The organism is Eubacterium ramulus (genome assembly GCF_045002895.1).
Lineage (GTDB): Bacteria > Bacillota > Clostridia > Lachnospirales > Lachnospiraceae > Eubacterium_I > Eubacterium_I ramulus.
Genome location: NZ_CP173382.1, coordinates 760186 through 781765 on the forward strand (window position 1 = coordinate 760186; position 21580 = coordinate 781765).

The 21580-nt window shown below is 44.6% G+C and carries 20 protein-coding genes; 18 read left to right on the forward strand and 2 right to left on the reverse strand.

All coding sequences use genetic code 11. From position 1 onward, the window contains the following. Nucleotides 1-22 precede the first annotated feature (22 nt). Nucleotides 23-682: a DUF4340 domain-containing protein gene (locus tag ACIRUQ_RS03440; RefSeq protein WP_055289710.1), complete on the forward strand. Its 660-nt coding sequence runs from the start codon at nucleotides 23-25 to the stop codon at nucleotides 680-682. Between the two features lie 149 nt (nucleotides 683-831). Here the strand turns inward: ACIRUQ_RS03440 and ACIRUQ_RS03445 are convergent, their stop codons facing one another. After that, entirely contained in the window at nucleotides 832-1098 is a 267-nt protein-coding gene (locus tag ACIRUQ_RS03445; RefSeq protein ID WP_021737954.1) for a hypothetical protein, read from the reverse strand. A 47-nt stretch (nucleotides 1099-1145) separates the two neighbouring features. Next, entirely contained in the window at nucleotides 1146-2027 is an 882-nt protein-coding gene (locus ACIRUQ_RS03450) for an AraC family transcriptional regulator (RefSeq protein WP_055289712.1), read from the reverse strand. Nucleotides 2028-2304: 277 nt separating this feature from the next. On the opposite strand from ACIRUQ_RS03450, the gene ACIRUQ_RS03455 reads away from it, so the two are divergent. From ACIRUQ_RS03455 to sigE, 17 genes are all read left to right on the forward strand, one after another. Then, complete coding sequence (locus ACIRUQ_RS03455) at nucleotides 2305-3906, forward strand: xylulokinase (protein WP_055289714.1); 1602 nt, start codon at nucleotides 2305-2307, stop codon at nucleotides 3904-3906. Nucleotides 3907-3981: 75 nt separating this feature from the next. After that, nucleotides 3982-4689 (forward strand): L-ribulose-5-phosphate 4-epimerase, encoded by a 708-nt coding sequence (locus tag ACIRUQ_RS03460; RefSeq protein ID WP_055289716.1) that lies wholly within the window; start codon nucleotides 3982-3984, stop codon nucleotides 4687-4689. A 106-nt stretch (nucleotides 4690-4795) separates the two neighbouring features. Beyond that, on the forward strand, nucleotides 4796-6295 hold the full coding sequence (araA, locus tag ACIRUQ_RS03465) for an L-arabinose isomerase (protein WP_022036532.1): 1500 nt from the start codon (nucleotides 4796-4798) through the stop codon (nucleotides 6293-6295). A gap of 382 nt (nucleotides 6296-6677) precedes the next feature. Continuing rightward, on the forward strand, nucleotides 6678-7184 hold the full coding sequence (locus tag ACIRUQ_RS03470; RefSeq protein ID WP_021737948.1) for an SEC-C metal-binding domain-containing protein: 507 nt from the start codon (nucleotides 6678-6680) through the stop codon (nucleotides 7182-7184). Nucleotides 7185-7330: 146 nt separating this feature from the next. Then, entirely contained in the window at nucleotides 7331-7645 is a 315-nt protein-coding gene (locus ACIRUQ_RS03475; RefSeq protein ID WP_055289718.1) for a DUF1540 domain-containing protein, read from the forward strand. Nucleotides 7646-7924: 279 nt separating this feature from the next. Then, entirely contained in the window at nucleotides 7925-8365 is a 441-nt protein-coding gene (gene mraZ / locus ACIRUQ_RS03480; RefSeq protein WP_021737945.1) for a division/cell wall cluster transcriptional repressor MraZ, read from the forward strand. A 64-nt stretch (nucleotides 8366-8429) separates the two neighbouring features. Continuing rightward, complete coding sequence (gene rsmH / locus ACIRUQ_RS03485; RefSeq protein WP_021737944.1) at nucleotides 8430-9368, forward strand: 16S rRNA (cytosine(1402)-N(4))-methyltransferase RsmH; 939 nt, start codon at nucleotides 8430-8432, stop codon at nucleotides 9366-9368. Between the two features lie 40 nt (nucleotides 9369-9408). Next, complete coding sequence (locus ACIRUQ_RS03490; protein ID WP_021737943.1) at nucleotides 9409-9900, forward strand: hypothetical protein; 492 nt, start codon at nucleotides 9409-9411, stop codon at nucleotides 9898-9900. An 84-nt stretch (nucleotides 9901-9984) separates the two neighbouring features. After that, complete coding sequence (locus ACIRUQ_RS03495) at nucleotides 9985-12018, forward strand: penicillin-binding protein 2 (RefSeq protein ID WP_082432720.1); 2034 nt, start codon at nucleotides 9985-9987, stop codon at nucleotides 12016-12018. A gap of 72 nt (nucleotides 12019-12090) precedes the next feature. Next, the gene (locus ACIRUQ_RS03500) at nucleotides 12091-13860 is read left to right on the forward strand and encodes a penicillin-binding protein 2 (RefSeq protein WP_055289720.1); all 1770 of its coding nucleotides are present in this window, start codon (nucleotides 12091-12093) and stop codon (nucleotides 13858-13860) included. Nucleotides 13861-14175: 315 nt separating this feature from the next. Then, nucleotides 14176-15129, forward strand: coding sequence for a phospho-N-acetylmuramoyl-pentapeptide-transferase (gene mraY, locus ACIRUQ_RS03505; protein ID WP_021737940.1), 954 nt, complete (start codon nucleotides 14176-14178; stop codon nucleotides 15127-15129). Between the two features lie 50 nt (nucleotides 15130-15179). Next, nucleotides 15180-16541: a UDP-N-acetylmuramoyl-L-alanine--D-glutamate ligase gene (gene murD / locus ACIRUQ_RS03510; protein ID WP_055289722.1), complete on the forward strand. Its 1362-nt coding sequence runs from the start codon at nucleotides 15180-15182 to the stop codon at nucleotides 16539-16541. 6 nt (nucleotides 16542-16547) lie between these two features. Then, on the forward strand, nucleotides 16548-17705 hold the full coding sequence (locus ACIRUQ_RS03515; RefSeq protein ID WP_021737938.1) for an FtsW/RodA/SpoVE family cell cycle protein: 1158 nt from the start codon (nucleotides 16548-16550) through the stop codon (nucleotides 17703-17705). A gap of 80 nt (nucleotides 17706-17785) precedes the next feature. Then, nucleotides 17786-18556, forward strand: coding sequence for a cell division protein FtsQ/DivIB (locus ACIRUQ_RS03520; RefSeq protein ID WP_044962605.1), 771 nt, complete (start codon nucleotides 17786-17788; stop codon nucleotides 18554-18556). Nucleotides 18557-18684: 128 nt separating this feature from the next. Then, nucleotides 18685-19851: a cell division protein FtsZ gene (ftsZ, locus tag ACIRUQ_RS03525; protein ID WP_044962592.1), complete on the forward strand. Its 1167-nt coding sequence runs from the start codon at nucleotides 18685-18687 to the stop codon at nucleotides 19849-19851. An 86-nt stretch (nucleotides 19852-19937) separates the two neighbouring features. Beyond that, complete coding sequence (locus ACIRUQ_RS03530) at nucleotides 19938-20705, forward strand: sigma-E processing peptidase SpoIIGA (protein ID WP_055289724.1); 768 nt, start codon at nucleotides 19938-19940, stop codon at nucleotides 20703-20705. Nucleotides 20706-20771: 66 nt separating this feature from the next. Continuing rightward, nucleotides 20772-21509, forward strand: coding sequence for an RNA polymerase sporulation sigma factor SigE (gene sigE / locus ACIRUQ_RS03535; protein ID WP_021737934.1), 738 nt, complete (start codon nucleotides 20772-20774; stop codon nucleotides 21507-21509). The last annotated feature ends 71 nt before the right edge of the window (nucleotides 21510-21580 follow it).

Below are 21580 nucleotides of genomic sequence, written 5' to 3' on the forward strand. Positions count from 1 at the left end.
TAGGAAAGGAACGGACTGTTTTATGAGAAAAAAACAATGGATCCTTTTGTTGGTGGTTTTGGCTGCCTTTGTGGCGGCCACTGCCGGCATGAAAGGATATCAGAAGAATCAGGACCAAAAAGCAGCACAGAAGGAAGCGGCGGAGAAAGTTTATGCATTGCAGTTTTCTTCAGATGATGTTACCGGAATCGCTTACGAAAAAGATGGTGAGTGGCTGGCATTTACGAAAAATGATGATACCTGGAGCTGTGAGACAGATACCGCAGCATCCATAGACAGCGATAAAATGAAAACAATGCTGTCCTCTCTTGGAAGTATGACAGCGGACAATACCGTAGAAAGCCCGGCAGATATCGCACAGTACGGGTTGGATGAGCCATCCATGCAGGCAATTCTTACGTTTGCTGATGGAAGTGAAAAAACACTTACTTTCGGCAGCACAAATGCAATCATTGGCGGAACATATGTACAGATCAGTGATGATGCCAATGTGTATCTCGTCGGAAGCAGTTATGTCAATACAACACTGAATAAGAGTGTGGATGATTTGACCGTAGATGAAACGGAAGATGCAACAGATACTACAGAAAATACGACGGGTGATCAGACAGATGTACAAAGTGATGACACCAGTGAAAATAGCAGTGATGGTTCTGATATATCCGTAGATGGTGTTGAGTAGTAAGGACAGGAAATAAAGAGGAATATGAAATCTCAAAAGTAGAAAACAGGATTTCCCGGATACAAAAAAGAGACAGGAAGCAAAATAGATGATGAGGTGTTTCCTCAAAGTTTGTTTTGTTTCCTGTCCCTTTTTATTGTTTTTTTGTGTTATTTATCCGCTGGTTTCTTTGTATCTGTATCAGCAGGATGGGGTTCGTCTGATGTCATATGATACTTCGTATCTTTTCTGATTAAACGGTAGATAAAGGAATATGCCCAGAGCAGCACCGGAAGAACGATGGTTGCATAGACAGCTGCTTTCAGCAGATTGATGCACTGCTCACTGCCGATGAGTGCCAGTACCAGCGTGGATACATAGAGTCCGGCCAGGGCAATGACACCGATGAGAGCGGTGATCTGTTTTAATTTTTTCATATCGTAAATTCTCCATTTCTATTTCTTTTGCATAAACATAGCTTAGCTTATTCCAGCGGTTGCGTCAAGAGTTCCGAACTTTGCAATGTGGGATTAAATGCGTCCTCGATCCGGCAGATCGGTTTGAAGTCCGGTACATAATTCTGGGGAAGTTCCCTTGGCGTCATGCCTGTGATGTCACGGAATACCCGGTTAAAGTGACGGATTGTGTCAAAGCCACATCGGGAGGCCACTTCAGTGACAGACAGTTTCAGTGTGGGATCCTGCAACATGGCGATGGCATGTTCCAGCCGTACCGTGTTCAGATATCTGGAAAATGTCATGCCGGAAATCTTACGGAAAAACCTCGAAAAATAAGGTTCGGAAAGTCCCATGAAAGAAGCCGCATCCGAAAAAGTGATGTAACAGTAATCTTTTTCGATTTCTGCCAGCAGATTTTTATAATTGGAGATGGAAGAATGTTCCGGCTGGGCGGTCATAGGTACGGTTGCCTCTTCCCGGAAGATCCTGATCATAAGCTGGAGGATCAGCAGACAGGTCTGCTGTTCGAAAAACGGTCTGCGTTGCTGCAGTTCTTCCTGAATCTGCGAGAACACGTGCAGAATATCATAGTCAGTGGATAATTTTGCACAACAGAGCTGGCAGCAGTTGGTCAGACTTGCAGTGAGTGCGGCATCAAATAATGTGATGGCGGTGATACTATCCGGATCACTTTTAATATAGTGGATTTCACCACTGCCAAGAAAGATGGCATCGCCTTCGGTCAGCAGATATTCCTGATGGTTATGGGAGACGGTGGCTTGCCCCTGCTCCACACAGATCAGTTCGTTCTCCAGATGCCAGTGTGGAAGATTGTGCAGATTGCGATAGCGGCCGGTCCAGACCCGTTCTGTTCCGTTGTAAGCTCTTTTCTCAAAATTTGCAAGCATCGATACGATTTTCCTCCGAATACATTTTTTCGTAGATTAGCCAAAATGCGCAAAAGTGTATGTTGTGTGTTGCATGATACGCATCCCGTGGCATGAATGCCGAGGACATTTATACCTGTTTTGGCAGATCTGTTTTTGTAAATTACTATTATTGTAACTGACAAGATAATAAATGTCTATAAATTGGATAATAATTTTCTTTTGCTTTTGACAGAAATGTTTTATGATAAGAACATAAGAAAATGATACGAAAACATAGTGATGGAGGGGGAAACAGATGGAACGTGAAAAAATTGCAGAGGTGATCCGATCCGGAAAGGCAGTACTTGGTATGGAATTTGGCTCCACCAGGATCAAAGCAGTTCTGGTAGATCCGGAGGGCAATCCAATCGCATCCGGCAGTCACGGTTGGGAGAACCGCCTTGAAAATCAGATTTGGACCTACAGTCTGAAGGATATCCGGGAAGGATTGCAGGACTGTTATGCGGGACTGAAACAGGATGTAAAGGAAAAATATGGCGAGACACTGACACAGCTTGCTGCCATGGGTTTCAGTGGTATGATGCATGGATACATGGCATTTGATAAAGACAATGAACTTCTGGTACCGTTCCGTACATGGAGAAATACGATGACAGAGGATGCGGCAAAAGAACTGTCGGAACTGCTTTCTTTTAATATCCCGCAGCGCTGGAGCGTGGCACATCTGTATCAGGCAATTTTAAATAAAGAGCCACATGTGGCTGAAATCCAGTATGTGACGACGCTGGCTGGTTATATCCACTGGATGCTGACCGGAGAAAAAGTCGTAGGTGTCGGAGAAGCATCCGGTATGTTCCCGATTGATTCCACGCAGAATGACTATGATCAGAGCATGGTCGATAAATTTGATGCATTATTACAGGAACAGGGCGTGGCATTGAAACTGCGGGAAATCTTCCCTGAGGTACTGGTAGCGGGCGAGCAGGCAGGCATTCTTACGGAAACAGGTGCGGCATGGTTGGATCCGTCCGGTGATCTGGAAGCAGGTATTCCGTTTTGTCCGCCGGAAGGAGATGCAGGCACTGGAATGACAGCGACCAACAGTGTGGCAGTCCGTACCGGAAACGTATCTGCAGGTACCAGTGTATTTGCTATGGTTGTTCTGGAACAGGCACTTTCTAAATATTATGAAGAGATTGATATGGTGACCACACCGGACGGAAAGCCAGTGGCAATGGTCCATTGCAACAACTGTACGTCTGACCTGAATGCATGGGTCGGACTGTTTGGGGAAGCCATGGAAGCTTTCGGAGTGAAACCGGATATGGATACACTTTACGGAACACTGTACCGTAAAGCGTTAGAAGGCGATGCAGACTGTGGCGGTCTTCTTGCATACAATTATTTTTCGGGCGAGAGTATTACCGGGTTTGAAGAGGGACGTCCGCTGTTTGTCCGCAGACCGGACAGCAAGTTCAGCCTGGCAAACTTTATGCGGGTGCATCTGATGACTTCCCTCGGTGCCCTGAAAGTGGGTATGGATATTCTGGTAAAAGAAGAGCAAGTGCAGATTGACAAGATGCTGGGCCATGGTGGTCTCTTCCTGACCAAAGGGGTAGGACAGCGAATTATGGCAGCTGCAATGCAGACACCGGTGTTCGTAATGGAGACAGCCGGTGAGGGCGGTGCATGGGGAATTGCAATTCTTGCATCGTATATGCAACAGAAAGCGGAAGGTGAGACACTTCCGGAATATCTGAATGCAAAAGTATTCCATGGCGAGGAAGGCAGTGTGATACAGCCGGATGCAGCCGATGTGGAAGGATTTGAACAGTTTATGACAGATTATAAAAAGGGTCTTGCCATTGAGCGTGCGGCAGTAGAACAGCTGCGATAAAAAATACGATAAGTCAGATCGTAAATTTTGATCATTTTGTATAGACACAGGAGTGGAAGATAGGAGGATTTTACCATGCTGGAGGAATTAAAGAAACAGGTTTATGAGGCAAATATGATGCTTCCTAACTATGGCCTTGTGACATTTACCTGGGGAAATGTCAGCGGCATTGACCGTGCATCGGGTCTGTTTGTTATCAAACCGAGCGGAGTAGAATATGATCTGCTGACACCGGAGGATATGGTTGTTGTTGACTTGCAGGGTAATAAAGTAGAAGGACGCTATAATCCTTCTTCCGATACGGCTACTCATGTGGTACTTTACAATCGTTTCCCGGAGATTGGCGGTATTGTACATACCCATTCTTCCTGGGCAACAAGCTGGGCACAGGCGGGGCGTGATATTCCATGTTATGGAACCACGCATGCGGATTATATTTACGGGGAAGTTCCATGTGTCCGCAATCTGACCCAAAAAGAGATTGACGAGGCATATGAATACAATACGGGTGTGCTGATCGCAGATGAATTTGAACGTCGTGGCAAAGATTACACCGCTGTTCCGGCGGTATTGTGCAAGAATCATGGTCCGTTTACCTGGGGTAAGGATGCTCATGAGGCAGTGCACAATGCAGTCGTTCTGGAAGAAGTGGCAAAGATGGCAGCTCGCTGTGAAATGATCAATCCGCAGAATCAGCCGGCGCCGCAGGAACTGCAGGACAAGCATTACTACCGCAAACATGGTGCAAATGCCTACTATGGACAGGGGAATGTTGAAAAATAGGATTTGTGAAAAATATAGCAGATCTGTTATGCAACAATTACAATTTTCAGAATGAAAAATACAGGATTTAAATATGTAGAAGCATTTTACAAGGAGGAATATAATTATGATTCAGCAGAAAAATTATAAGTTTTGGTTTTGTACCGGTTCTCAGGATTTATACGGAGATGAATGTCTCGCGCATGTGGCCGAGCATGCAAAAATCATCGTAAATGCACTGAATGCATCCGGAAATCTTCCATATGAAGTTGTCTGGAAACCGACTCTGATCACAAACGCACTGATCCGTCAGACATTTAACGAGGCAAATAACGATGAAAACTGTGCCGGTGTCATCACGTGGATGCATACATTCTCACCTGCAAAATCATGGATCCTTGGTCTGCAGGAGTACAGAAAACCGCTGCTTCACCTGCACACACAGTTCAACCGTGAGATTCCATATGATACGATCGACATGGATTTCATGAATGAGAACCAGTCTGCACACGGTGACCGTGAGTATGGTCATATTTTCAGCCGTCTTGGTATGGAACGTAAAATCGTAGTAGGATATTGGGAAGATGAAGCAGTTCAGAAAAAAATCGGTTCCTGGATGCGTACCGCAGTTGGTATTGTAGAAAGCAGCCATGTCCGTGTAATGAGAATTGCAGATAATATGAGAAATGTTGCCGTTACTGAGGGTGACAAAGTAGAAGCACAGATTAAATTCGGCTGGGAAGTAGATGCTTACCCGGTAAATGAGATTGCAGAGGCAGTTGCAGCAGTTTCCCAGGCTGATATCGATACACTGGTAGAGGAATATTACAGCAAGTATCAGATCCTGTTAGAAGGAAGAGATGAGAAAGAATTCCGTAAACATGTAGAAGTACAGGCTGGCATTGAGATTGGATTTGAACGTTTCCTGGAGGAGAAAAACTATCAGGCCATCGTTACGCATTTCGGAGATCTGGGTGCATTAAAACAGCTGCCGGGACTGGCTATCCAGCGTCTGATGGAAAAAGGATACGGATTTGGCGGAGAAGGTGACTGGAAGACAGCCGCAATGGTCCGTGTCATGAAGATTATGACTCAGGGCATGAAAGATGCAAAAGGAACTTCCTTTATGGAAGATTATACTTATAATCTGGTTCCGGGAAAAGAAGGCATACTGGAAGCACATATGCTGGAGGTCTGCCCAAGTATTGCAGATGGTCCGATCAGCATCAAGGAGCAGCCACTTTCCATGGGTGACAGAGAAGATCCTGCCCGTCTGGTATTTACGGCAAAGACTGGTCCGGGTATTGCGACTTCCCTGATTGACCTGGGCGATCGTTTCCGCCTGCTCATCAACGATGTGGACTGCAAGAAAACAGAAAAACCGATGCCGAAGCTTCCGGTTGCAACTGCATTCTGGACGCCGCAGCCGAATCTGATCACAGGTGCGGAAGCATGGATCCTCGCAGGTGGTGCGCATCATACTGCATTCTCTTACGATCTGACAGCAGAGCAGATGGGAGACTGGGCAGATGCTATGGGTATTGAAACTGTTTACATTGACAAAGATACAACCATCCGCCAGTTAAAGAACGAACTGCGTTGGAATGCACTTGCTTACAGAAAGTAGGAAGTCGAAGGCATATTTCCGGAATAATAAGTAAAACAGATATTACTCACTACTTGCAGAAGTGGGAGTCTTCTCGACTGAGATAAAAAATACCGTCACCGGTCAGCAGATCAGTGGCGGTATCTTTTCGTGGGAAAGAGAGAACTTTCTCACAATAATAGGGGAGGATAAGTTAAAAAACTTGTCTTTTGTGCCGGAAAGCCGGCCCGGCGGCAAACTGTATGGGGGTAATTCAAGTCGAATCTGCCGCCTGTTTGAAGTATAACCACAGGCAGCAGATTTATTCAAAAAAATTCAGTTTACAAACACTGTGTATATGAGGTATACTAAAACATGCAGTAAATCGCACTTATGAATAAAAAAATAAAAGGTGGTAAAAATAATGGGATTATTACAGGATTGGCAGGCAATTGCCTTTAATGAAAAAGCAGACAGGGGTCAGCTGCAGAATTTCTGGAGCCGCTACTTCGCAATCGAGAAAAGTGTATATGAGAAACTTCTCTCCAATCCGGATGAAGCAGTAGAAGGAACTGTCAAAGAACTGGCAGAGCGTTTCGAGATCGAAGTAATGGCTATGGTAGGATTTCTGGATGGTATCGACGAGAGTCTTGTTACTCCGAACAACCTGGAAGATCTGACAGAAGATTCTCATGTGAGTCTTGCTTTCGATAAAGAAAAATTATACAAAAACATGGTAGAAGCAAAGGCTGACTGGTTATACGAGCTTCCACAGTGGAAAGAGATCTTCTCTGAGGAAAAATTAAAACAGTTATACACAGAGCAGAAGAAATCCGGCACTGTTGTAAAAGAAACAAAAGTATATCCGAACGATCCGTGTCCATGCGGAAGCGGTAAGAAATACAAAAAATGCTGTGGCAGAAATAAATAATAAAAAAATGTAGATTTTTGTGATCTGTGGTGGAGTAACCTCTGCCACAGGTTTTTTATTTTCATACACAATAACATACTTTCTTGTATAAAAAGAATAAAAATGCGCACACTTTCTTCGTATGAAAGAAAAAGGAGGAAGTTGCCATGACGCAATTGAATTGTTCTGTAACAAGCTGCCTGTATAATCAGGATCATTATTGTTCCAAAGATGATATCACTGTGGGAGGTTCTAATGCAAAACGAACCAGTGATACCTGCTGTGAGAGCTTTCGTGAGAGAAACGGAAGTGTGTGTAATTTTACCGGGCAGGCCAGCAGTACCGTAGATATCGACTGCGAGGCGACAAGCTGTGTACACAATTGTGGGTGTAAATGCTGTGCAGACAGCATTGGTATCGGCGGTGGCAGTCAGGCCTGCCATTGTAAAGATACCGAATGTGCAGATTTTTGCTGTAAGTAATGCGATATGAGATTGCAGAACAGGAAGAAAATCATTAAAATGTCGACGAAATTTTCCTATATTTGTTTGACTTTTAGGAAAAAAATGTCTGGATGCTTGTCATTCAGGCATTTTTTTTGCTGTCCGGGCGGAAATACCTATTGATTTTTAGGGATAAATGTTTTACTATTTATATAAAAGTGGGTGAAAGTGGTGCAAAAGGGTAGAAAGTGGATAAGGTGGATAACTTTGTGGATAACCAAAGCACCGTTTTGATAGAACGGAAGGCAGGTGTTTTCAATGGGACGCGGATTTAAGGGCGAATACAATCATACCGTAGATGCCAAGGGCAGACTGATTGTGCCGGCAAAATTCCGCGAAGCTCTGGGAGAAACATTTGTAGTGACAAAGGGTCTGGATGGCTGCCTGTTTTTGTATCCGAATGAGGAGTGGGCGATCATAGAGACGAAATTCCGGGAACTCCCTTTGACAACGAAAGATGCACGTAAACTGTCAAGATTTTTCTTCGCCGGTGCAGCTGACTGTGAAGTGGACAAACAGGGTCGAATACTGTTGCCCGCTGTTTTGCGCGATTTTGCGGCAATCGGAAAAGAAGTTGTGTTAGTCGGAGTCCTGAACCGGGTGGAAATCTGGAGTAAGGAACGCTGGCTGGGCGAGAATGAGTATGAAGATATGGATGAGGCGGCAGAACATATGGCAGCGTTGGGATTAAGTATATAGCTGCACAGAAAATGGTTGTCTGCTTTATCACAGGAAAGTAGATTTTTAAGGAGGAATGCGATAAATGGATTTTTCGCATGTGTCGGTTTTACTGAAAGAAACCGTAGGAAATCTGATCACTGATCCGAATGGTATTTATGTAGACGGTACGTTGGGCGGCGCCGGGCACAGTTATGAAATATGCAGCCGGCTGTCTGAGCAGGGACGTCTGATCGGGATCGATCAGGATGCGGACGCAATTGCAGCAGCGACCAAGAGGCTGGAGCCTTTCAAAGATAAAGTGACGATCATAAGAAGCAATTATTGTGAGATGCCGGCAAGACTCCGAGAGATCGGTATTCAGAATGTAGACGGTATTATGTTGGATCTCGGGGTTTCTTCCTATCAATTGGATGAACCGGCAAGGGGGTTTACCTATAAGGATGAACATGCACCGTTGGACATGCGGATGGATCAGCGTCAGGCTATGACAGCAAAAGATATTCTGGCAGAATATAGCGAACAGGAACTTTACCGGATGATCCGTGATTATGGAGAGGATAAGTTTGCGAAAAATATTGCAAAGCATATTGTGCAGGCTAGACAGGAAGCACCCATTGAGACAACGGGTCAGTTAAATGAAATCATACGGGCGGCAATTCCGGCAAAAGTCCGGGCTACAGGAGGACATCCTGCAAAGCGCACGTATCAGGCGATCCGTATTGAGTTGAACCATGAGCTGGATGTACTGGAGAATTCACTGGATGAGATGATCCGGATGCTGAATCCGGGAGGAAGGTTATGTATCATTACATTCCATTCACTGGAAGATCGCATCGTAAAGACGAATTTTAAGAAAAATGAAAATCCATGTACCTGTCCACCGGATTTTCCGGTGTGTGTATGCGGAAAAAAATCATTGGGGAAAATGCTGACACGCAAACCGATTCTCCCATCGGAGGAAGAACTGGAATATAACAAACGTTCAAAAAGTGCAAAACTGCGTGTGTTTGAGCGGAGATAAAAGAAACAGATAATTATTAAAACAGAAGGTGTATAAGAAAATGGAAAGTAGAGACAGACATTATCGTCGGGATTCGTATATTGAAGGCAATGTAGTCAGACAAAGAGAGAGTGTGCCGGGCAGAAGTGTACAGCCGGCAGAAAAAACAAGAGAACAGCTGCATCAGGAGCGTATGAGAAAAAATGCGGCCCGCCAGAATCAGCAGAGAGCCATGGCAATGGATCGCGGATATGTAGCATTTCTTGCAGCTGCAACGGTTGTCTGTTTTCTGGTCTGTGCCATTTTTATCTATCTGCAGTCAGATGTGACCACCAGAATGGCAAATATTGCATCGATTGAGAGCCAGATTGCCGAGGTAAAGGCAGATAATGTGGCAGCAGAGAAACGTCTGGAGACTACCATGAATCTGGATCAGATCAAGGAAGCAGCCAAAAATCTGGGACTGATCATGCCGGGGAGTGAGCAGGTTCGTTACTATTCTGTGGAAAACAGTGATTATATGAATCAATATGGGGAAATTCCATCTAACTAATGTACTCTCGGAGGAGATAGAATGAGACCCGGAAGACGAAAAAAAATTAAAAAGACAGAAAAGACATACAAATTTCTCACCAGAATGAAAGGAAAAATGCTGTTTGTATTTTTTATTATCATAGCAGTTCTGATCGCACTGGTGGGACGTTTGGCATATATACAATTAAAAAGCGGGGACAGGTATGCAAGAATTATACTGAACCAGCAGGAATACAGCAGTAAGACGATACCGTTCCGCAGAGGTGACATTGTAGATAGAAAGGGGACCGTCCTGGCGACGAGTACAGATGTTTACAATGTCATTTTAGATTGCAGTGTTCTGACATCCAGGGAACAGTATTTGGAGCCGACCATCGCGGCAATGGTGCAGTGTTTTGGCGTAGACGAAACAGAACTTCGGGCATACGTCAGTGAAAATCCAAAAAAGCGTTATTATAAAGTCATGGACAAGCTGCCTTACGAAGAAATCGCGCAGTTTGAGGATTTACAAAATGACGAAAAAAATGGGAAAAATATCAAGGGTGTGTGGTTTGAGAAAGAATATATCAGGGAGCATCCGTATGATACGTTGGCAAGTACACTGCTTGGGTTTACGACATCCGGTAATGTTGGAATTGGCGGGCTGGAGGATTATTATAATGAGACACTCAATGGAGTGGACGGAAAAGAATATGGTTATGTAAATGATGATTCCAACTATGAAATCAAGGTAAAAGAGGCTGCGGATGGTAATACACTGGTGTCAACCATTGATGCAAACCTGCAGTCTATCACAGAAAACAAAATTGCAGAATTCAATAATGCGATGAAGGACGGTCAGAATGAGGGTGCCAAAAATATCGGTGTTATCATGATGGATCCGAACACAGGAGAAGTGTTGGCTATGGCGACAAACCGTACATACAGCCTTCAGAATCCCTGGAATCTGGATACGTTGCGTTACCTTTCCGCAGATGAGAGCACAAAGGCGATTCATCAGGCAGAACGTATAGAATTAAAGAAATACTATGATACAGATACCATTGATGCAATGACGGAAGAAGCGTGGAATGCTGCCTTAAGTGAACATTACACGGAGGATCAGTTAAGCAATATACGGAATACGGCACAGTTAAATCAGGTATGGAATAATTTCTGTATTTCTTCCACTTATGAACCTGGATCTACGGCAAAACCTTTTACGGTGGCTACCGGACTGGACAGCGGAACCCTGACCGGTAATGAGACTTATTACTGTGATGGTGGAGAGACGATTTCCGGACATCATATCAGTTGTATCAAGCGGGCAGGCCATGGAGTTGAAACAATTCAGCAGTCATTGGAGAATTCCTGTAATGATGCGTTGATGCAGATGTCTTATGCCATCGGGCCAGCTAATTTCAGCCGGTATCAGCACATTTTTAATTTTGGCTTAAAGACAAATATTGATCTTCCGGGAGAGGCACGGACAGATTCTTTGATTTATCCGGAAGATCAGCTGAGTACTATCAATCTTGCAACGAATTCTTTCGGACAAAGTTACAATGTTACGATGGTCCAGATGATAACAGGTTACTGCTCTCTGATCAATGGTGGAAAATATTATCAGCCGCATATGGTATCCAAAATTACCGATGCAAACGGAAATACAGTTCAGAATATTGAACCGACGCTGATCAAAGAGACCATATCCGAGGAGACATCGGCTACGATCCGTCAGTATCTGCAGGGGGTCATTGTCAATGGATCCGGTAAAAAAGCGAAAGTGGACGGTTATTCTATGGGTGGAAAAACCGGTACTGCGCAGAAATTACCGCGTTCAGCCAGAAAATACCTGGTATCTTTTATAGGTTCCGTGCCGGCAGATAATCCGCAGGTAGCGATTTACGTTGTTGTAGATGAAGCAAATTCCGAAGATCAGGCACACAGTTATTATGCACAGAGCATTGCGCGGGAAATTCTGAAGGAAGCATTGCCATATCTCGGTATTTATCCGGATGAGGAACTGACGGGTGTCAACGAAGGTGTTGGTATTACCGGAGAGGGCATTCAGGTAGAACAGACACCAGAGTCCATGGACAGTGAAGTGCCGACAGAGGCACCACAGTCTGCAGAAGGAGAGACTTCCGGGCAATAAGAAAATACATGCATAGAGAGTTGTTTTCCGGAATAGGATACATAATAATCGATCTGTGTTCCGGGGGGGACTATGCAGCATCTGAAGTTATATCAGAAAGGAAAAATTGTATTCCTTTTTTTCGCGGTTACCGCAATCCTGACGGCTGCCTGCGGAAGACTGGCGTATCTGATGATCGTTCAGTCAGATTATTATGGAAAAAAGGCCCAGGCACTACACGAAAGAGAACGCAGCATCAAAGCCGCCCGCGGAAAAATTGTGGACCGCAACGGAATCGTTCTGGCAGATAATCGCTCGGTATGTACCGTTTCCGTGATACACAGCCAGATCCGTGATCCGGAACGGGTCATTGCAGAACTGGCAGAGTTGCTGGAGTTACCCGAGGATACCGTGCGCAAACGGGTGGAAAAAGTCAGTTCCATTGAGCGGATCAGTTCAAATGTGCCAAAAGAAACCGGTGATGCGATTCTTGCCAGGCAACTGGAAGGTGTGAAGGTGGATGAAGATTATCGCAGATATTATCCATATGATTCTCTGGCATCAAAAGTCATCGGGTTTACCGGTGGTGATAATCAGGGGATTGTAGGACTGGAAGTACGTTATGATGACTGGCTTTCCGGCAAAGATGGTAAGATACTGACCATGACAAACGCCTATGGCCAGGAACTTGAGCAGGAAGGGGAACGCAGGCAGGAACCGGTGACAGGTAACCAGTTGACAATCAGTATGGATTGCAATCTTCAGATGTATTGTGAGCAGGCAGCACAGAAAGTAATGCTGGAAAAGAATGCAGATGAAGTATCTGTGATATTAATGAATCCCCAAAATGGTGAGATTTTTGCCATGGTAAACGTACCAGAGTATAATCTGAATGAGCCTTTTACGCTGAATGTGGAGACTGCCTCTGATCTGAAAGAATCAGAAAAACAGGATCTGCTGAATCAGATGTGGCGTAATGCCTGTATTAATGATACGTATGAACCAGGTTCTACATTTAAGATCATTACTACAGCTGCGGCATTGGAACAGGGCGTGGTGACTGTGAACGATTCCTTTTACTGTCCTGGATATAAAATCGTGGAGGATCGCAGGATCCGCTGTCACAAGACAACGGGACACGGGGCAGAGACATTCACCCAGGGGATTATGAATTCCTGTAATCCGGTGTTTATAGAACTGGGACTGCGCCTCGGTGCAGAAAATTTTTATCATTATTTTGAGCAGTTCGGCCTGCTGCGAAAGACCGGGATCGATCTTCCGGGAGAAGCAGCAACGATTATGCATAAAAAGGAAAATATCGGACAGGTAGAACTGGCAACCATTTCATTTGGTCAGTCTTTCCAGATTACACCGATCCAGCTTGTTACGACCGTATCTTCGCTGATCAATGGCGGAACCAGAGTGGTTCCTCATTTTGGTATATCGGTGCAGAATGCGGAGGGAGAAACCAGAAAGACATTTTCCTATGATGAAACAGAAGGGACGGTGAGCACTGCGACATCGAAAACACTCTGTGATCTGCTGGAACATGTGGTTTCTGAGGGAACCGGAAAAAAAGCAGCCATCGAAGGATTTTCCATCGGTGGGAAGACAGCTACTTCACAGACACTCCCGCGAAGTGATCATAAATATATCGCATCGTTTCTGGGGTTTGCTCCGGCGGAAGATCCACAGGTGATCGGTCTGATCGTGATCGATAATCCGCAGGGCGTCTATTACGGAGGGACGGTGGCAGCTCCGGTAATGAAGGAGATTTTTGAAAATGCACTGCCTTACCTCGGTATCGGGAAGACAGTGACAGAACAGATGCAGCAGGAAGAAATTGCTGCCGGGAGCAGGTGATCCTGAAAACGGCAGGTGTTGGGATGAAATGGAACTTCCATGTTGCCAATTCAAGTCGAACGCACGTGAGACTTGGTGCGTGATTCTGGTCAGCGAAAGCTGACATATTCTTCTCAGAATCACTGCACATCCTCGCGGAGCGTTTATCTCAGTCGGAGATTGTACTCCCACTGAGAAAGACTTGTTATTACTCACCACTTGCAGAAGTGGGAGTCTTCTCGACTGAGATAAAAAGAAAAGACGTATGATACTACTTAGATTTTAATAACATACAATCAGCATGGGAGAGATGCTGAAATAAGAAGAGGTGTGAAAATGACATATCAGGTAATTATTCCGGTACTTGTAGCATTTGCAATCACAGCTGTGCTCGGACCGGTCATCATTCCGTTTCTGCGGAAATTGAAAATTGGAAACACAGAAAGAGAAGAACTGGAATCTCATCAGAAGAAAAACGGGACCCCGACCATGGGTGGTATTATGATCCTTATTGCAGTGGTGGTCACATCATTGTTTTATGTGAAGGATTATCCACAGATCATACCGGTTTTATTTGTGACGGTAGGATTTGGAATCATTGGATTCCTGGATGATTACTTAAAGGTTGTGCTGCGCAGATCTGACGGACTGCTGGCATGGCAGAAGATGCTCTGTGAGATTGTGGTTACGGCAGTATTTGCAGTGTATCTGATCAAACATCAGGTATCGCTGGATATGATCGTCCCATTCAGCCATCACATGCTGCAGTTGTCCTGGCTGGCAGTGCCGATCCTGTTCCTTGCAGTCATAGGTACCGTAAACGGCGTCAACTTTACAGACGGTCTGGATGGTCTGGCTTCCAGCGTGACCATTCTGGTCGCTACCTTTTTCTCCGTAGTTGCATATGCAACAGGAGCCGGTATCGCACCGGTGACCTGTGCCGTAGTCGGCGCATTGCTTGGATTCTTATTATTTAATGTATATCCGGCCAGTGTATTTATGGGAGATACCGGTTCTCTGGCTTTAGGCGGTTTTGTGGCAGCTACCGCATATATGATGCAGATGCCGATTTTTATCCTGATCGTCGGACTGATCTACTGGATCGAGATTCTGTCTGTTATGATCCAGGTCGTATATTTTAAAAAGACAGGTGGCAAGAGATTTTTCCGTATGGCACCGATTCATCATCATTTTGAACTGGGAGGATGGTCTGAAACCCGTGTCGTAGCAGTATTTTCAATTGTGACAGCAATTCTTTGTCTGATCGCGTATATCGGGATTGCAGGCTGATATAGAGAAATATAGGTTTTGAAAAGAAAACAATCTGGAGGAATGTTGGAATGGAATTCACAGAGAAAAAGGTACTGGTATTCGGTACCGGTATCAGTGGTGTGGCAGCAGCAAATTTATTGGAAAATGCCGGAGCTGAAGTTGTATTATTTGACGGAAATGAAAAACTGGATAAAGCACATGTATTGGAAAATTTTACAGAAGGCAAAACACCGGAATTATATGTTGGAGTATTACCGGAAGAAGTAGAAAAGGAACTGGATCTGGTAGTATTAAGTCCGGGTGTTCCTGTGGATCTTCCGCTTGTCCTGCGGTTAAAAGAGGCAGGTCTTCCGATCTGGGGTGAGATTGAACTGGCATATCGTTGTAAAAAGGGAGATGTGCTGGCTATTACAGGTACAAATGGAAAGACTACGACCACAGCATTGCTGGGTGAAATCATGAAGACAGCGTATCCACATGTCCATGTGGTTGGAAATATCGGTATTCCGTATACCGGTGTGGTAACGGAAGATACTGATGATACAGTCACTGTTGCGGAGATCAGCAGTTTTCAGTTGGAGACGATTGATGCGTTTTGTCCGTGTGTGTCAGCTATTTTGAACATCACACCGGATCATCTGAACCGTCATCATACGATGGAAAACTATATTGCTGCAAAATTAAGCATTGCAAAAAATCAGGGGCCGGAGCAGACCTGTGTACTGAATTATGAAGATGAAGTGCTGCGTGAGCGTGCAAAAGAACTGTCTGCACATGTAGTGTTTTTCAGCAGCCTGACACAGTTAGAAGAAGGTGTATACCTGAAGGGTGACAAAATCGTCTATGCGCATGACGGTCAGGTAGAAGATGTGATCGCTACGGATGAATTGAATATCCTTGGCCGTCATAACCATGAAAATGCAATGGCAGCAACTGCGATGGCATTAAATTATGGTGTTTCCCTGGATCATATCCGTCAGGCACTGCGCACATTTCAGGCTGTGGAGCACCGGATTGAGTATGTTACAGAAAAGCGTGGCGTACGTTTCTATAATGATTCCAAGGGAACCAATCCGGATGCAGCCATCAAGGGAATTCAGGCGATGGATCGTCCGACCTATCTGATCGGCGGAGGATATGATAAACAGTCAGAATATACAGAATGGATCAATAGCTTTGATGGAAAGGTAAAAAAACTGGTGCTGATTGGCCAGACCAGAGAAAAAATCGCTGAGACAGCAGATGCCTGTGGTTTCCATGACTATGTATTTGCAGATAGTCTGCAGGAAGCAGTCGATATCTGCTATGAAAATGCACAGAATGGAGATGCTGTGCTTCTTTCCCCTGCCTGTGCAAGCTGGGGAATGTTCCCGAATTACGAAGTTCGTGGAAAAATGTTTAAAGAAATGGTTCATGCATTAAAGGAGTAATCATACATGAGTGACCGACACAATCGTACAAAAACAGCCAGCGTCGGAAAAACAGCCAGCGCCGGAACAATTAAATATTTTGATTACAGTCTTCTGTTTATCATTATCTTTCTGGTGGGGTTCGGGCTGGTGATGCTGTACAGTGTCAGTGCATATGAAGGTCAGAGCGTATTCAATGACCCGACACATTATCTGAAGCGTCAGGTCTTCAGTGTCGGGCTCGGATTCATAGGAATGTTTGTTTTTACTTATTTTCCACAGAAGTGGATGAAGAAGATTACGGGATTGGCATATGTTTTGTCACTTCTTATGTGTCTCGCAGTATTTGCAATCGGAAAGAGCTCCAATGGATCTGCCCGCTGGTTGAAAATCGGTCCGATCCAGCTGCAGCCTTCCGAGATATCCAAAATTGCGGTCATACTTACGATGGCATTGTTGTTGAGTAAAGTGCCAAAACAGATCAAAGATTTCAAATCTATTATAAAGGTACTGATTCCGGCAGGTATCATGGCTGTTGCCATAGCCATCAATAATCTGAGTACAGGAATTATTATTGCAGGAATCGCAATTATTATGGTATTTGTAGTCAGCCCGAAAAAGAAGGAATTTGCTGCATTGGGCGTGATTCTCTTTGGACTCGGACTGGCGGGGATCAAAATGGGCGGTTATCGAGTCGTGCGTATTGCCGCATGGCTGCATCCGGATCAGTATCCGGATAAAGCATATCAGACACTGCAGGGAATGTATGCCATTGGTTCCGGCGGCCTGTTCGGAAAAGGTCTGGGAGCCAGTGTACAGAAATTAGGCTATGTGCCGGAAGCGCAAAATGACTTTATTTTCACGATCATCTGTGAGGAGCTTGGGCTGTTTGGCGCGATTTGTGTAATCTTACTGTTTATATTACTGATCTGGCGTTGTATGGTCATTGCCAACAGTGCTCCGGATCTGTATGCTTCCCTGATTGCTGTGGGAGTTATGGGACATATTGCCCTGCAGGTTGTGCTGAATATCTGTGTGGTAACAAATTGGATGCCAAATACCGGTATTATTCTGCCCTTTATCAGTTACGGAGGTACGTCCGTAGCCATTCTGTTGTCGGAGATGGGACTGGTGCTGAACGTATCCCGGCAGATTCGTTTTGATGCGGCACATCCTATCGAGTGAAGAAATTGGCTGGAAAGAAGAGGAACACAGGCGTGAGAGAAAGTGTGCGTAAAAGAAGAAAAAGAAAAAAAATCGGACGCATGATATTGACAGCGATTCTGATCATTGCCATGCTGGCTGGTCTGTGTGCCATTTTAATCTGGAAAGTTTTTGTAGTCAAAAGTGTGTCTGTAAAAGGAAATGAAATCTATACAGACAAACAGATTGAAGACTGGGTGCTGGATAAAGAGTATTCCTGGAATTCACTGTATGTCTATTTTGAAAATAAATGTAACAAAACGGAGGAAATCCCTTTTGTGGATTCCCTTCGGATACGGTTGAAATCTCCGCAGAAACTGGAGATTACTGTAGTGGAAAAAGGAATCCTCGGTTATCTGTATGTGCCGTCGCTTGGAAAAAATGCATATTTTGACAAAGATGGATTTGTGGTGGAGATTTCTTCAGAAATAATTCCGGGAGTGACCAAGATCAATGGTCTGTCGGTTCAGACAGCAGAATTATATAAAAAACTGTCCATTGGCGAGAACAGCAAACTGTTGCGGACGTTGTTAAGTGTGACACAATTGTTGAAAAAGTATGAAAGAGTTCCGGAAGTGATCCTGATCCAGAACAGTAATGTATATCTCAGCTATGGTGCGATTCAGGTAAATCTGGGCAGCGGTACAGATTTAAATGAGAAGATTCTTCGAATGGATCAGATCCTTCTGCAGCTGGATGGCATGAGCGGGATGCTTCATCTAGAAACCTGGTCTGAGACAAATACGGATATCTATTTCCGGAATGGGGAGCTGGTGGAGATTCCGAATGATGTGCAGACAGTACCGACACAAGACGACAGTACACAGCAGTAAAAAATATGATTTAACTGTTGATTATTTAAGAAAAAAAAGATATTATAAAAGATAGAATGATGTAATGGCAGAAATGTTATCAAATATAATAGAAAATATTCCGTATCAGGGATAAAAGGAGGATTATCGTGGTTGAAATCATGTCAATAGGGGCTGAGTCCAGCGCAAAAATAATTGTAATTGGAGTAGGTGGCGCTGGAAACAATGCCGTAAACCGAATGATAGATGAAAAAATTGGTGGCGTGGAGTTTATCGGAATTAATACGGACAAGCAGGCGCTTACTTTATGTAAGGCTCCAACCCTGATTCAGATCGGTGAAAAATTAACAAAAGGCCTTGGTGCAGGTGCACAGCCGGAGATCGGACAGAAAGCAGCAGAAGAAAGCGCGGAGGAACTGACCGCAGCGATCGAAGGTGCAGATATGGTATTTGTTACCTGTGGAATGGGTGGCGGTACCGGTACAGGTGCAGCTCCGGTAGTAGCTAAGATCGCAAAGGATATGGGGATCCTGACAGTTGGTGTTGTAACCAAACCGTTTAAATTTGAAGCAAAGACACGTATGACAAATGCAATCCACGGTATTGAAAATCTGAAAGAGAGTGTAGATACCCTGATCGTTATTCCGAATGACAAGCTTCTTGAAATTGTAGACAGAAGAACGACTATGCCGGATGCATTAAAGAAAGCAGATGAAGTATTACAGCAGGCAGTTCAGGGAATCACAGACCTGATCAATGTACCGGCTCTGATCAATCTTGACTTTGCCGATGTTCAGACCGTTATGAAAGACAAAGGTCTCGCACATATCGGAATCGGTGCGGCAACCGGTGATGATAAAGCAATCGAGGCAGTTAAGATGGCAGTTGCCAGTCCGCTGCTTGAGACAACCATCAATGGTGCTTCTCATGTCATCATCAATATTTCCGGTGATATCTCTCTTATGGATGCAAACGATGCTGCAAGTTATGTTCAGGAGCTTGCAGGAGATGATGCAAATATCATTTTCGGTGCGAAGTTCGACGAGTCCGTACCGGATTCTGCAACGATCACAGTTATTGCAACCGGACTTGAGACAGAAGCAGCTCCGGCACAAAGTATTTTACCGGGCGTGAAATTCAATGGCGGTAATACATTAAATATGGCACGTACAGCAGGAACCGGCAGCGCAAAACCGGTACAGCCGACTGCTCCGGTTCAGAATTATAATGGAATCCAGCGTCCACAGAAACCGACACCTACAGTTGCACCGCGCGACATTAAGATTCCGGAATTCCTGAAAAATACAAAAAGATAATAAATCTGAGAAGATAACGGTAAGAACTCCGCGATTTCGACAAGAAATTCGCGGAGTTTTTTGTATAGTAAGCAGGGAGGTGACAAGTGGCATATGAATGGTATGCAGACATTTTTTGCCTGACCAGTCTGCTTATGGACTTCTGTGCAGTGTATACTGCAGGAATCATACTGAACAGAGCTGTCAGCTGGAAGCGGTGTATGATAGCATGCGTTTTTGGTGTAGGTGTTTCTGTAAGTTTGCTGTTTATGATTCCACGGTATGCCATTTACAGTTTACTGGTGCATGGTATGGTACATCCGCTGATGACCTTTATGGTATTTGGGGGCAGAGACCGGGCCGGTTATCTGCGGGCACTATTGACCGTGTACATTGTATTGTTTGTAATGGGAGGCGTACAGAATTGGCTGACTGTTTTGAACGGCAGAAAAACAGGACAGATCATAGTGTATGGTTTTGTGGCAGCACTGCTTTTTACAGGATATCAGGTCAGACGCAGGGTGATGAAAAATGTTTGCCGGGTAGAAGTGTGGCTGTCCGGAAAGAGCAGGATATTGTGGGCGTATTGTGACAGTGGAAACCTGCTGCGTGATCCGGACAGCGGTGCACCGGTATCGGTGCTGGAACAGGAACTGTTTGAACAGCTTCCGCAGGATACAGTCAGAAAAAAAGAGATATCTTACCGGACCATCCGTCAGGAAGGGTCGATGATGGTGGTATTACTTGATCGGATGGATATCTGGCAGAAAGGTACAAAAAAGCAGATTTTCAAACCGGAAATCGGATTACAGAAAGGACCGGTGATGCAGCATCCCCGTGTGCAGATGCTATTGCATGCCTCCTATTTTGCCTGACAGATGACGTCCGCCGCTTCATGCAAGCGCAGGTGGAAGAACAAAGAATAGAAAGGACATCTGCGTATGTATTTAAGAGTATCTGTACCAGGAAAATTCCAGTTAAAGTTAATTCCAACATTGCAAAATCTGCTGTTTCTCAATTCGAATGAGATTCACTATATCGGTGGAACCGAAGTACTTCCGGCACCGCTGGAGCGGGAAGCTGAAAACGATTGTATTATGTCGCTTGGAACAGAAAATGAGGAAGATGCCAGAAAAAAATTGATCGAACATAATCTGCGGCTGGTGGTATACATAGCAAAGAAATTTGACAATACAGGTATCGGTGTGGAGGATCTGATCTCCATCGGGACCATTGGCCTGATCAAGTCTATCAATACTTATAATCCGGATAAAAATATCAAACTGGCGACCTATGCTTCCCGGTGTATCGAAAATGAGATTCTGATGTATCTGCGCCGTACTAGTAAGATGAAAATGGAAGTATCCTTTGACGAACCATTGAATGTAGACTGGGATGGTAACGAACTTCTGCTTTCGGATATTCTGGGAACGGAAGAGGACATTATCTATAAGGATATGGAGACAGAGATGGAGAAAAAACTTCTGAAAGCGGCCATTGCGCGGCTTTCTTCCCGGGAGCGTAATATCATTGAACTGCGATATGGACTGACCGCCGGGGGAAAGGAGTATACACAGAAGGAAGTGGCGGATCAGATGGGAATTTCCCAGTCCTATATTTCTCGACTTGAGAAAAAAATCATGAGGCATCTGAAAAAAGAGATTACAAAATACGAGTAGGCATTCTTAACTTATCTGACCGTCTGCATATGGAATGTTTACAAAATTGAGACAGCTGTGAGAAAATGTTT

Coding starts and splice junctions, on each gene's coding strand:
- ACIRUQ_RS03440 (WP_055289710.1), top strand. CDS start 23: ATGAGAAAAAAACAATGGATCCTTTTGTTGGTGGTTTTGGCTGCCTTT.
- ACIRUQ_RS03445 (WP_021737954.1), bottom strand. CDS start 1,098: ATGAAAAAATTAAAACAGATCACCGCTCTCATCGGTGTCATTGCCCTG.
- ACIRUQ_RS03450 (WP_055289712.1), bottom strand. CDS start 2,027: ATGCTTGCAAATTTTGAGAAAAGAGCTTACAACGGAACAGAACGGGTC.
- ACIRUQ_RS03455 (WP_055289714.1), top strand. CDS start 2,305: ATGGAACGTGAAAAAATTGCAGAGGTGATCCGATCCGGAAAGGCAGTA.
- ACIRUQ_RS03460 (WP_055289716.1), top strand. CDS start 3,982: ATGCTGGAGGAATTAAAGAAACAGGTTTATGAGGCAAATATGATGCTT.
- araA (WP_022036532.1), top strand. CDS start 4,796: ATGATTCAGCAGAAAAATTATAAGTTTTGGTTTTGTACCGGTTCTCAG.
- ACIRUQ_RS03470 (WP_021737948.1), top strand. CDS start 6,678: ATGGGATTATTACAGGATTGGCAGGCAATTGCCTTTAATGAAAAAGCA.
- ACIRUQ_RS03475 (WP_055289718.1), top strand. CDS start 7,331: ATGACGCAATTGAATTGTTCTGTAACAAGCTGCCTGTATAATCAGGAT.
- mraZ (WP_021737945.1), top strand. CDS start 7,925: ATGGGACGCGGATTTAAGGGCGAATACAATCATACCGTAGATGCCAAG.
- rsmH (WP_021737944.1), top strand. CDS start 8,430: ATGGATTTTTCGCATGTGTCGGTTTTACTGAAAGAAACCGTAGGAAAT.
- ACIRUQ_RS03490 (WP_021737943.1), top strand. CDS start 9,409: ATGGAAAGTAGAGACAGACATTATCGTCGGGATTCGTATATTGAAGGC.
- ACIRUQ_RS03495 (WP_082432720.1), top strand. CDS start 9,985: ATGAAAGGAAAAATGCTGTTTGTATTTTTTATTATCATAGCAGTTCTG.
- ACIRUQ_RS03500 (WP_055289720.1), top strand. CDS start 12,091: ATGCAGCATCTGAAGTTATATCAGAAAGGAAAAATTGTATTCCTTTTT.
- mraY (WP_021737940.1), top strand. CDS start 14,176: ATGACATATCAGGTAATTATTCCGGTACTTGTAGCATTTGCAATCACA.
- murD (WP_055289722.1), top strand. CDS start 15,180: ATGGAATTCACAGAGAAAAAGGTACTGGTATTCGGTACCGGTATCAGT.
- ACIRUQ_RS03515 (WP_021737938.1), top strand. CDS start 16,548: ATGAGTGACCGACACAATCGTACAAAAACAGCCAGCGTCGGAAAAACA.
- ACIRUQ_RS03520 (WP_044962605.1), top strand. CDS start 17,786: ATGATATTGACAGCGATTCTGATCATTGCCATGCTGGCTGGTCTGTGT.
- sigE (WP_021737934.1), top strand. CDS start 20,772: ATGTATTTAAGAGTATCTGTACCAGGAAAATTCCAGTTAAAGTTAATT.